At 69.0% G+C, this 11200-nt stretch carries 12 protein-coding genes; 6 read left to right on the top strand and 6 right to left on the bottom strand.

Translation table 11 applies throughout. From position 1 onward, the window contains the following. The 4 genes from A5705_RS13440 to A5705_RS13425 form a co-directional block, all read right to left on the bottom strand. The coding region (locus tag A5705_RS13440; protein WP_197521268.1) for a lytic transglycosylase domain-containing protein at positions 1-850 on the bottom strand (850 nt) is incomplete at its 3' end. Positions 851-952: 102 nt separating this feature from the next. Then, a complete protein-coding gene (locus tag A5705_RS13435) occupies positions 953-1495 on the bottom strand; it encodes a DUF1003 domain-containing protein (RefSeq protein ID WP_068278058.1) in 543 nt (180 codons plus the stop codon). After that, positions 1492-2802, bottom strand: a complete 1311-nt coding sequence (locus A5705_RS13430; protein WP_067882903.1) for a magnesium transporter MgtE N-terminal domain-containing protein — start codon at positions 2800-2802, stop codon at positions 1492-1494. Before A5705_RS13430 ends, A5705_RS13435 begins: the two co-directional genes overlap by 4 nt. Before the next feature lie 69 nt (positions 2803-2871). After that, positions 2872-3423, bottom strand: coding sequence for a DUF4190 domain-containing protein (locus A5705_RS13425; protein ID WP_068278057.1), 552 nt, complete (start codon positions 3421-3423; stop codon positions 2872-2874). Positions 3424-3498: 75 nt separating this feature from the next. Here A5705_RS13425 and A5705_RS13420 point away from each other — a divergent pair, with 75 nt between their 5' ends. Genes A5705_RS13420 through A5705_RS13395 form a run of 6 tightly spaced genes read left to right on the top strand, consistent with a single transcriptional unit; the run spans position 3499 to position 8893 of the window. Further along, on the top strand, positions 3499-4026 hold the full coding sequence (locus tag A5705_RS13420) for a general stress protein (RefSeq protein ID WP_068278055.1): 528 nt from the start codon (positions 3499-3501) through the stop codon (positions 4024-4026). A gap of 4 nt (positions 4027-4030) precedes the next feature. After that, the gene (locus A5705_RS13415) at positions 4031-5437 is read left to right on the top strand and encodes an extracellular solute-binding protein (protein WP_068278053.1); all 1407 of its coding nucleotides are present in this window, start codon (positions 4031-4033) and stop codon (positions 5435-5437) included. Between the two features lie 32 nt (positions 5438-5469). Continuing rightward, positions 5470-6312, top strand: coding sequence for a carbohydrate ABC transporter permease (locus A5705_RS13410; RefSeq protein ID WP_068278082.1), 843 nt, complete (start codon positions 5470-5472; stop codon positions 6310-6312). Beyond that, positions 6302-7135, top strand: coding sequence for a carbohydrate ABC transporter permease (locus A5705_RS13405; protein ID WP_068278085.1), 834 nt, complete (start codon positions 6302-6304; stop codon positions 7133-7135). Before A5705_RS13410 ends, A5705_RS13405 begins: the two co-directional genes overlap by 11 nt. A gap of 4 nt (positions 7136-7139) precedes the next feature. Further along, positions 7140-8312 carry an ABC transporter ATP-binding protein gene (locus A5705_RS13400; protein WP_067882907.1) on the top strand — a complete coding sequence of 391 codons (1173 nt, stop codon included), beginning with the start codon at positions 7140-7142 and terminating at the stop codon, positions 8310-8312. Further along, on the top strand, positions 8309-8893 hold the full coding sequence (locus tag A5705_RS13395) for a suppressor of fused domain protein (RefSeq protein ID WP_156763116.1): 585 nt from the start codon (positions 8309-8311) through the stop codon (positions 8891-8893). The genes A5705_RS13400 and A5705_RS13395 overlap by 4 nt, the downstream gene beginning before the upstream one ends. A 98-nt stretch (positions 8894-8991) precedes the next feature. Here the strand turns inward: A5705_RS13395 and A5705_RS13390 are convergent, their stop codons facing one another. Then, positions 8992-9885, bottom strand: a complete 894-nt coding sequence (locus tag A5705_RS13390; RefSeq protein WP_156763118.1) for a hypothetical protein — start codon at positions 9883-9885, stop codon at positions 8992-8994. 139 nt (positions 9886-10024) lie between these two features. Then, positions 10025-11128, bottom strand: coding sequence for a magnesium/cobalt transporter CorA (gene corA / locus A5705_RS13385; RefSeq protein ID WP_068278078.1), 1104 nt, complete (start codon positions 11126-11128; stop codon positions 10025-10027). Between the last annotated feature and the right edge of the window lie 72 nt (positions 11129-11200).

The raw sequence follows: 11200 nt of genomic DNA, 5'->3' as shown, positions 1-11200 counted from the left end.
CGTTCTGCGCGTAGGGCACCGAGTTGTTGTAGCGCAGGATCGCCGACATCACCTGCATGGGGTCGCGCAGGTTCAGCCCGCCGCTGCACAGGTACCGGGCGGCGGCCAGCGCCGAGTCGAACAGGTTTTGCGGATCGGCGGTTCCGTCGCCCTTGCCGTCGGCGGCGTAGCGCGCCCAGGTGCCGGGCAGGAACTGCATAGGGCCCATGGCGCGCGCGTACGTGGGGCGATTGCCGGCCGTGCTCTGAACGATGACCTCGTTGCCGGGCAGCGACCCGTCCAGCGAGGGGCCGTAGATGGGGACGACCGCGGTGCCGCGCGCGTCGACCGCGCCACCGCCCGCGTGGCCCGACTCGATGCGCCCGATCCCGGCGAGCAGGTTCCAGCTGACGCCGCAGCCGGGGGCGGCGACGGCCATCTTCTGCTCGGCGCTGCGGTAGGCGGCCAGGGCGACCGACGGGATGCCCAGCGCGCCGGGCGCATTCACGATCATCGGCGGCGGCGGGGCGGACGGCGCGGCCTCGGCGATGTGGAACGCGGTGGGTGTGCGGTCCGCGGCGATGACGACCGGCCCGGAGGTGTCGGGGACGCTCGGCGAGACCGCGGCCACCGGGTAGATGGCGGCGCGCACCGGGGCGGGCTGGTTGCGGACCGGTGCCGGGTGAGCGGAATACGTCGGGGCGGCGCCGCCGACCGCACCGGCGAAGACGAGGGGGGTGATCACGGCGACGCCGAACGCGGGCGTTTTCGACACCCGGATTTTCGTCAGCCGGAGCTTTGGCACGCGAAGTACCCGCTGTCGCACGGCCGCGGCGGCCGGGCGTGGACCCCAACGTCCCCCAATGCGCACTCGGCCGTCCTCAAAGGTCGGGAAACTACCTGCTTAGCTTCGTGAACCAGATCACAATACATAACCCCCGTGACGGGAGTGGCGCAATGGCGGATTTGATAATTACCGGGATTTCTTAGCGGTCGGCTCCCAGTCGTCACTCGCCGTTGCGGCTTCCTCGTCGGCGCTTTCCGGCAGCAACGCGGTCAGCATCGAGCGCAGGTCTTCCAGCTCGTGGCGCAGGTATTCGCGCGTGGTGACCTCGCCCACGGCCAGCCGCAGCGCCGCCAGCTCGCGGGCCAGGTACTCGGTGTCGGCCTTGGTCTGCGCGGCCCGACGGCGATCCTCGTCGAGCGCGACCCGGTCCCGGTTCTCCTGGCGGTTCTGCGCCAGCAGGATCAACGGCGCGGCGTAGGCGGCCTGCGTCGAGAAGGCCAGGTTGAGCAGGATGAAGGGGTACGGGTCCCAGCGCAGTGCCGCCGCGAACACGTTCACCAGGATCCAGCCGATCACGATGACCGTCTGGATCAGCAGGTAGCGGCCCGTGCCGAAGAAACGCGCGATGGACTCGGTGATCTGCCCGACCGCCTCGGGGTCCACCCGTGGCGAATACCGGCGCGATGTGCGGGGGGTGTAGAGCCGTCGCGTTGCCGTGGATCTGCTCACCCGGAGCCTCCCAGTCGTCGTTCGATGCGGCCGGTGGTGTCGAGCTCCTGCACGTCAACGCGCCAGTCGTGCGGTAGCAGGTGATCGAGCAGGTCGTCCACGGTCACCGCTCCCAAGAGGTGGTTCTGGTCGTCGAGCACCGGGCCGCACACCAGGTTGTAGGCGGCGAGGTAGCGGGTCACCGAGCCCAGCGGGGTCTCCGGACTCAGGGTGAGCAGGTCGCTGTCGACGATCCCGCCGACCAGCTCGGCCGGCGCCTCGCGGAGCAGCCGCTGCAATGGGATGCAGCCCAGGTAGCGCCCGGTCGGGGTGGCCGTCGGCGGTCGCGCCACGAACACCATCGACGACAGCGCCGCGGTCAGGTCGGGGTCGCGCACGCGGGCCAGCGCCTCGGCGACCGACGTGTCCGGCGTCAGCACCACCGGGTCGGAGGTCATCAGCCCGCCCGCGGTGTCGGGGGAGTGGGTGAGCAGCCGGCGCACCGGTTCGGACTCGTCGGGGTCCATCCGGGTCAGCAGCATCTCGGCGTCCGTCGGGTTCAGCACGCCGAGCAGGTCGGCGGCGTCGTCGGGATCCATCTCCTCGAGCACGTCGGCCGATCGGTCCGTGCCCAGCTGCGAGAGCACGTCGGCCTGATCCAGCTCGGGCAGCTCCTGCAGGACGTCGGCCAGCCGGTCGTCGTCGAGCGCCTTGAGCACCTCGTAGCGCCGCTTGGGCGGCAGCCCGCGGATGACGTCGGCGACGTCGACGGCCTTGCGGCCCTCGAACTGGGCGAGCAGCTGGGCGACCCCCTGACCCGGCAGCGCCAGCGCCGACGGCGTCAGCCCCTGCACGTTCTGCCAGTCCACCACGTGGACGGGGCCGCGACGTCCCAGCCGTCGCTGGGTGCGCACGGCGACCCGGGTGACCAACCAGTCCCGTGTCCGGGTCTGCTCGATGCCCAGGTCGGTGATCACCACGCCGAGGCCGGCCAGCTCGGGCAGTTCGGGATCGTTGACCTTGACCGGGGTGTCGAGGATCTGGCCCATCGCCAGCACCTCGCCGGGCCGTTGCTCGAAATGGCGCAGGGACACGCTGCCGGTGTTGAGCGTGACCGCGTCGGGCTCGATCGCGGCGACCCGCAGCATCGGGATGAAAATGCTTCGGCGCGTGGCCAAGTCGACGACCAGCCCCAGGACGCGGGGCTGTTGGCGGACGATGCTGATGCTGATCACCACATCGCGGACGCGGCCGAAGTTTTCGCCGAGCGGACCCAACACCAGCATCCGCGGGAGCCGCGCGACGTAGACCCTGTTGACCGATGCCATGCACGGAAGCCTATTCAGCCGCCCCGCGGACGGCAGGCGGCCATGCCGGTGTCCGCCGATGAATCGCCGCTAACGCGAATGGATGCTGAACATCGCGATGACCAGAAACACCACCAGGGTGCCGACGCCGATCACGATGCCCGTGACCGCCAGGCCATAGCCGTCCTGGCGGGTCTGTTTGATCTGGTTCAGGGCGACCACGCCCAGCACGATCGCCGCGACGGAGCCGATGACGCAGCAGAAGAAACCGGTGAACGACGCGATGAGCGAGGCGATCGCCAGGCCGTTGGTCCCGGCCTGCGCCCGGTAGTCCGGCGCCGCGTGGTGGCCGGCGGGATACCCCGGATAGGCCGGCGGCCCGAAGCCGGGCGGCGGCGGCAGGAAGCCGGGAGGGGGCCCGTACCCGGGTGGCGGGCCGTACTCGGGTGGCGGGCCGTACCCGGGCGGCGGGCCGTACCCGGGCGGCGGCATCGGCGGGTAGCCGAGCGGCGAAAACGCCGGGGGCGGATATTCGATGGCCGGCGGATCCCAGGGAGGTTGCCAGGCGGGCTGCTCGGGCCCGTGGCCGCCGGTTGGCGGCCGGACGGCCTGGTCGCCGTGGCCACCGCCGGGAGCTGCCATGGTGTTCAACCTAGCCCATGCGCACCCCGTGGCCCGGGATGAAAGGATGGCCGAGGCGGAGGAGAATGAGCGACGATGACCAATCCTTTCCAGCCCGGACAGGTACCCGGCGCCACGCCCGGCGGCGCGGCGGCGTCCCGGCGCGGCGTGCCGTCGCTCCCGACCCCGCCCAAGGGCTGGCCGGTCGGCTCCTACCCGACCTACGCCGAGGCGCAGCGCGCCGTCGACTACCTGTCCGACCAGCAGTTCCCGGTGCAGCAGGTGACCATCGTCGGCGTCGACCTCATGCAGGTCGAACGCGTCACCGGCCGGTTGTCCTGGCCGAAAGTGCTCGGCGGCGGCGTCATCAGCGGGGCGTGGCTTGGCCTGTTCATCGGGTTGGTGCTCGGGTTCTTCAGCCCCAACCCGTGGGCCGCGCTGGCCACCGGCCTGGTCGCCGGGGTGTTCTTCGGCCTCATCACCTCCGCGGTTCCCTACGCAATGGCGCGTGGCACAAGGGATTTCAGCTCGACCATGCAGTTGGTGGCCGGCCGCTACGACGTGCTCTGCGATCCGCAAAACGCAGAGAAGGCGCGGGATCTGCTGGCGCGCCTGGCGATCTGAATCGGTGGGCGGGCGTCGTGGTCGAGCGGGCCGACTCGGCGCAATCGTCCTGGCGGCGCTGACCGCGGCATCAACTCTGTCGGCCTGCGGGACGCCCGGCGGCGGGCTGGTGATCAGCTTCTACACGCCCGCCACCGATGCGGCCACCTTCACCGCGGTCGCGCAGGACTGCACCAGGCGTCTCGGGTTCACGGTCCGGCACGTGAGCCTGCCCAGGGGGCCGGGGGAGCAGCGTGTGCAGCTGGCCCGGCGGCTGAGCGCGCACGACCGCGGGCTGGACGTGATGGCGCTGGACGTGGTCTGGACCGCGGAGTTCGCCGAGGCCGGTTGGGCCCTGCCGCTCTCCGACGACCCGGCGGGCCTGGCCGAGTCGGACGCGACCGTCGACACCCTGCCGGGCCCGCTCGCGACGGCCCGCTGGAAGCATCAACTGTACGGCGCACCCGTGACGACCAACACCCAATTGCTCTGGTACCGGACGGATTTGGTGAACCGGGCGCCGATGACCTGGGACGCCATGGTGGCCGAGGCCGCCCGGCTGCAGGCGGCCGGGCAGCCGGCGTGGATCGCCGTCCAGGCCAACGAGGGCGAGGGCCTGGTGGTGTGGTTCAACACGCTGCTGGTGAGCGCGGGCGGTCAGGTGCTCTCCGAGGACGGCCGGCGGGTCACGCTGACCGACACCCCCGCGCACCGGGCCGCGACCGTCGCCGCGCTGCGGGTCCTCAAGTCGGTGGCCACCGCGCCCGGGGCCGACCCGTCGATCAGCCGCACCGACGAGGGCACCGCGCGGCTGGCGGTCGAGCAGGGCAAGGCCGCGCTCGAGGTCAACTGGCCCTACGTGCTGGCGTCTTTCCTGGAGAACGCGGTCAAGGGCGGCGTGCCCTTCCTGCCGCTGAACCGGGATCCGGCGCTGGCGGGCAGCGTCAACGACGTCGGGACGTTCGTCCCCGACGACGAGCAATTCCGCATCGCCTACGAGGCCAGCCAGAAGGTGTTCGGCTTCGCGCCCTATCCCCGGGTGGCCCCGGCCATGCCCGCCAAGGTGACGATCGGCGGGCTGAACCTGGCGGTGTCCAGCACCACCCGCCACCGAGCGGAGGCGTTCGAAGCCGTGCGCTGCCTGCGCAGCCTGCAGAGCCAGAAGTACGTGTCGATTCAGGGCGGGCTGCCGGCGGTGCGCGACACGCTGTATTCCGACCCGCAATTCCAGGCCAAGTACCCGATGTACACCGTGATCCGCCGGCAGCTCACCGACGCCGCCGTGCGTCCGGCCACGCCCGTCTACCAGGCGTTGTCGCTGCGGCTGTCGACCGCGCTGAGCCCGATCACGCGGATCGACCCGCAGCGCACGGCCGACGAGCTCGCCGCGCAGGCGCAGCTGGCCCTCGACGGCAAGGGGTTGTTGCCGTGAGCGCTTCGGCCGCCGAACGGCGGCTGGGCCTGATGCTGGTGGCGCCGGCGGCGATCCTGATGCTCACGGTGACGGGTTACCCCATCGGGTACGCCGTGTGGCTCAGCCTGCAGCGCAACAACCTCGCCACACCGAACGACACCGCGTTCATCGGGCTGGGCAACTATCTGACGGTTTTGACCGACCGGTATTGGTGGACCGCGCTGGCGGTGACGCTGGGAATCACGGTGGTATCGGTGTCGGTCGAGTTCGTGCTGGGCCTGGCGCTGGCGCTGGTGATGCACCGCACGCTCGTCGGCAGGGGCCTGGTGCGCACCGCGGTGCTGATCCCCTACGGCATCGTCACCGTCGTCGCGTCGTACAGCTGGTACTACGCCTGGACGCCGGGGACCGGGTATCTGGCCAACTTGCTGCCGCAGGGGAGCGCGCCACTGACGCAACAGATCCCGTCGCTGGGCATCGTCGTGCTGGCCGAGGTGTGGAAGACGACGCCGTTCATGTCGCTGCTGCTGCTGGCCGGGCTGGCGCTGGTGCCCGAGGACCTACTGAGGGCCGCGCAGGTCGACGGGGCCGGCGCGTGGCGGCGCCTGACCGGGGTCATCCTGCCGATCATCAAGCCGGCGGTGGTGGTGGCGCTACTGTTCCGGACGCTGGACGCTTTTCGCATCTTCGACAACATCTTCGTGCTGACCGACGGCGCGAACAACACCGATTCGGTGTCAATCCTGGGCTACGACAACCTGTTCAAGGGCTTCAACGTCGGGCTGGGCTCGGCGATCAGCGTGCTGATCTTCGTGTGTGCCGGCATCATCGCGCTGGTCTACATCAAGGTGTTCGGCGCCGCGGCGCCGGGTGGTGACGCGGATGGCCGCTGAACCCTCGCGGCGCGCCGCCTTGTGGGCCGTGATCGACGCCCTGGTCGTGCTGTATGCGCTCGTCCCGGTGCTGTGGATCCTGTCCCTCTCGCTCAAGCCGACCTCGATGGTCAAGGACGGCAGGCTGATTCCGTCGTCGCTGACGCTGGACAACTACCGGGGCATCTTCCGCGGCGAGTTCTTCACCTCCGCGCTGATCAATTCGATCGGGATCGGCCTGATCACCACGGCGATCGCGGTGGTGCTCGGCGCGATGGCGGCCTACGCGATCGCCCGGCTGGACTTTCCGGGCAAGCGGCTGCTGATCGGCGCCGCCCTGCTGATCACCATGTTCCCGGCGATCTCGCTGGTCACCCCGCTGTTCAACATCGAACGGCGGATCGGCCTGTTCGACACCTGGCCCGGCCTGATTCTGCCCTACATCACTTTCGCTCTGCCCCTTGCCATTTACACGCTGTCGGCCTTCTTCCGCGAGATCCCGTGGGATCTCGAGAAGGCGGCCAAGATGGACGGCGCCACGCCGGGTCAGGCCTTCCGCAAGGTGATCGTGCCGCTGGCGGCGCCGGGCCTGGTGACCGCGGCGATCCTGGTGTTCATCTTCGCCTGGAACGACCTGCTGCTGGCGCTGTCGCTGACGGCCACTGAGGCGGCGATCACCGCGCCGGTGGCGATCGCGAACTTCAGCGGCAGTTCGCAATTCGAGGAGCCGACCGGCTCGATCGCGGCCGGCGCGGTGGTGATTACCGTCCCGATCATCGTTTTTGTTCTAATTTTCCAACGACGGATTGTCGCCGGGTTGACCTCTGGCGCTGTGAAGGGATAGCGCGATGGCCGAGATCGTGTTGGAGCACATCCACAAGAGCTACGCCGACGGCGCCGCGGCGGTGCAGGACCTGAGCATCACCATCGCCGACGGCGAGTTCCTGATCCTGGTCGGGCCGTCGGGCTGCGGCAAGACGACGACGCTGAACATGATTGCCGGGCTTGAGGATATCTCGTCGGGCGAGCTGCGCATCGACGGCCAACGGATGAACGAGAAGGCGCCCAAGGACCGCGACATCGCCATGGTGTTCCAGTCCTACGCGCTCTACCCGCACATGACCGTGCGGCAGAACATCGCCTTCCCCTTGACCCTGGCCAAGATGAAGAAGGCCGAGATCGCCCGGAAGGTCGAGGAGACCGCGAAAACCCTTGACCTGACCGAACTTCTGGACCGCAAGCCCTCCCAGCTGTCCGGCGGCCAACGTCAGCGGGTCGCGATGGGACGCGCGATCGTGCGCCATCCCAAGGCGTTTCTGATGGACGAGCCCCTGTCCAACCTCGACGCCAAGCTGCGGGTGCAGATGCGCGGCGAGATCGCCCGGCTGCAGCGCAGACTGGGTACCACCACCGTCTACGTCACCCACGACCAGACCGAGGCCATGACGCTGGGCGACCGCGTGGTGGTGATGCACGGCGGGGTCGCGCAGCAGATCGGCACGCCCGACGAGCTGTACGAGCGGCCCGCCAACCTGTTCGTCGCGGGGTTCATCGGCTCGCCGGCGATGAACTTCTTTCCCGCGAGCCTCACGCCAACCGGCCTGAGGCTGGCTTTCGGCGAGGTGATGCTGGCGCCGGAGGTCCAGCAGGTCATCGAGCGGCACCGGCGGCCGGACAACGTCATCGTCGGGGTGCGACCGGAGCACCTGGCCGACGCCGCGCTGATCGACGGCTATCAGCGCATCCGGGCGCTGACCTTCGAGGTCAAGGTCGACCTGGTCGAATCGCTGGGCGCCGACAAGTACGTGTACTTCACCACCGCGGGCCCGGCCGTGCACGCCGCCCAGCTCGACGAGTTGGAGGCCGAGGGCGAAATGCACGAAAACCAGTTCGTGGCACGCGTTTCCGCGGAGTCGAAGGCGACGGTGGGACAGTCGATCGAGCTGGCTCTCGACACCTCGAAGGTGGCCGTCTTCGACGCCGAGTCCGGGGCGAACCTGACGATCCCTCCGGCTGAGTGATTTCCGACCTTGTTCGCGCCCACGTGTGCGGCCACTTCGCCGGGGTGGAGCCCGACTCGGCGAGCGTGACGTTCCTGGGCACCGAGCCGATCGAGGTGCTGCGGTTTCGCGGCGGCGGATTGGTGCACTACGTGTCGCTGGGGTGCTCGTGCCACCCGATGACCGACCCGACCGAAATGGTCGCGGACCCGTTGCGCGGCCCGCGGGCCGAGGTCGTGCTGAGCCTGCGGGATCCCGGGCCCGCCACCGGCATCGCCCGCAGCCTGGCAGTCCTGGCGGCCACCCCGGCCGTCGACGGCGTGGTGCTGGTCGCCGACGCCCTGATCGACCTCGGCTCTCCGCTGTGGGCGTGGCCGTCGGGGCGGGTGCCGTTCACCGCGGTGTTGCTGGGCCACAGCGACATTCCGCAGCTGCCGTTGGAGGCGCCCCGCGACCCGGTGCAGTTCCTGTCGGCGACTCCGATCACCGCGACCGAGGCCGCGTGGGTGCGGCTCAAGGGCGCCGAGGCGATGCGGCAGGCGTGGCGCAGCGACGGCGTCGACGTGCTCGACCCGAAACGGCCTGCGGCGCAACCGCGTTGACGGCGTGGCGCCTGGATCGCCGAGCAGACGCAAAAGCCCCCGACACGCCGACGAATGGGGGGCTTTTGTGTCTGCTCGCGAGGTGAAGGTGAGGGCCGTCAGCCGGCCAGGCGGGGCCTCGTCAGGTGGCCGTTGATGCGCGCCACCAGGCTGAGTGGATCCCGCCGGATGTCGTCAACCGTCATCGGAATTGTGGTCCAACCGCATTCCTGCAGTCGAGCGGTTTTCAGTCGGTCATGCAATAGGGCATCGCGACCGACATGCCACTCCACGCTGTCGTATTCCGCGCTGACCATTGCTTCCGGCCAGGCGAAGTCGACCCGCCAGAGTTTGCCGTGGCGATCGAGGACGCTGTACTGCAACTCGGGCTTCGGCAGTGCATGATCGATGAAAACGAGTCGCGCCTCACTCTCCATCGGGGATTCGGCGCGGCCGTCGGCATAGCCAGACAGTTCCCGGACCTTGACGATCCCGCGCCGACCCCGCTGCTCGCGAATCGCCGAGTCCAATTCCGCGCGGGTGCAGGCGCCGACGTGCAGGGCGGCATCAAGCGTCGCCAGGGCGCGCGGGCGCCGAAGCGTCCGGGCCAATTCGATTGCGGTCCATGCCGGCGCTGTCGCCAGGCGACCCTGGACTCGTCGCAGCGGAGCACCAATTCGCTGGTGCACCGTCAGCCCCAGCGACGGGCGCATCCGTATCCCTGGATCAAGAACATGAAGCTGGGACGTGGCCTCCGTGTCGAAGCCATACAGCGCCGCAGCGGTGCCCATGCACGCGACTACCGGTCGGCCGACCTTTAGTTGCAGCGCCGCCAGCGCGCCGATTGCGTCGGGCTCATTCGCCGCATAAACACCGTGGCATATCCGAATAAGCCTGCCGGACTTGACAAGTCCGGCCAATCGCTTACGCGAGATCACAGTCAACAGTTGGGAAGTAGTCGCCTGCCCGCCGCACTCGAAGAGCGCGCGTTCGATGTCCACACCCCTAACGATGCTGCGCGGCAAGCTACCCGAGTAGTCAGCTGGCTGCGTAATGTGGAAAAGCCACGACCGCGCATTGCGCCGAGCAGACGCAAAAGCCCCCGACACGCCGACGAATTGGGGGCTTTTGTGTCTGCTCGCGAGGAAAAAGCTATAGCCAGTTGTTGCGGCGGAACTGGAAGTACAGCACCAGGCAGACGACCACCATCAGCGCCATGATGCCCGGGTAGCCCCACGTCCAGTTCAGCTCGGGCATGAAATGAAAGTTCATGCCGTAGATCGCGGCGACCATCGTCGGGAAAGCCAGGATGCCGGCCCAGGCCGCCATCTTGCGCATGTCGTTGTTCTGCTGCATGCCGACACGGGCCAGCGCCGCCTGGATCAGCGAGTTGAGCATGTCGTCGTAGCTGGCGATGTGCTCGGCGGCCTCGGAATGGTGGTCGGCGAGGTCGCGCAGGTAGCGGCGCACCTCCTTGGCGATCAGGTCCTTGTTCTCCTGCTGGATCCGCAGGAACGCCCCGGACAGCGGGTTGACGCAGCGGCGCAGTTCGACGACCTCGCGCTTGAGCAGGTAGATCGGCTCGACGTCGAGCTTGCGGCCGGGCGCGAACGCCACCTCCTCGATGCTGTCGATGTCGGCTTCGACGGAATGGCTCACTTCGAGATAGTGGTTCACCACCTCGTGGGCGATCGCGTGCATCACCGCGTACGGCCCCAGGCGCAGCTGCTCGGGGTCGGCCTCCATCCGCTTGCGCACCTCGGAGAGCCCGCCGTGCTCGCCGTGGCGGACCGTGACCAGGAAGTCCTTACCGACGAAGATCATCACCTCGCCGGTCTCGACGATCTGGCGGGCCAGCGTCACCGATTCGTGCGGCACGTAATTGACCGTCTTCAGCACGAGGAACAGCGTCTCGTCGTAGCGCTCCAGCTTGGGCCGCTGGTGCGCGCAGACGGCGTCCTCGACGGCCAGCGAGTGCAGCCCGAACACGTCGGCCACGTCCTGCATCTCGGTGAGGTTGGGCTCCCGCAGCCCGACCCAGACGAACGCCTGGTGCCCGAGCATCTCGATCTGCCGCACCCGGTTGACGGCGGCGGCGTAGCTGAACTTCCCCGGCAGCCGGTGGCCTTCGGCGTAGACGGCGCAGTCGACCAAGGTCTCGTGCGGCGGCTGTTCGACGCGCTCGGCCTGCGGCTCGTGCGGCTCGCGCGCGAGCGGTCGCAGCACCTCGGGCAATGCGTCAGGTCCGGGAAACACCCCCACCTCCGATCGCAGCGCATGGCCGATAAGCGGTGCTCAATGCTACGCGTCCTGGTGAAACACGACGTG

It is taken from the genome of Mycobacterium sp. E787, assembly GCF_001668725.1.
Taxonomy (GTDB): domain Bacteria; phylum Actinomycetota; class Actinomycetes; order Mycobacteriales; family Mycobacteriaceae; genus Mycobacterium.
The sequence above is the reverse complement of the archived record's forward strand: the minus strand, read 5'-3'. Positions and strand labels throughout refer to the sequence as shown.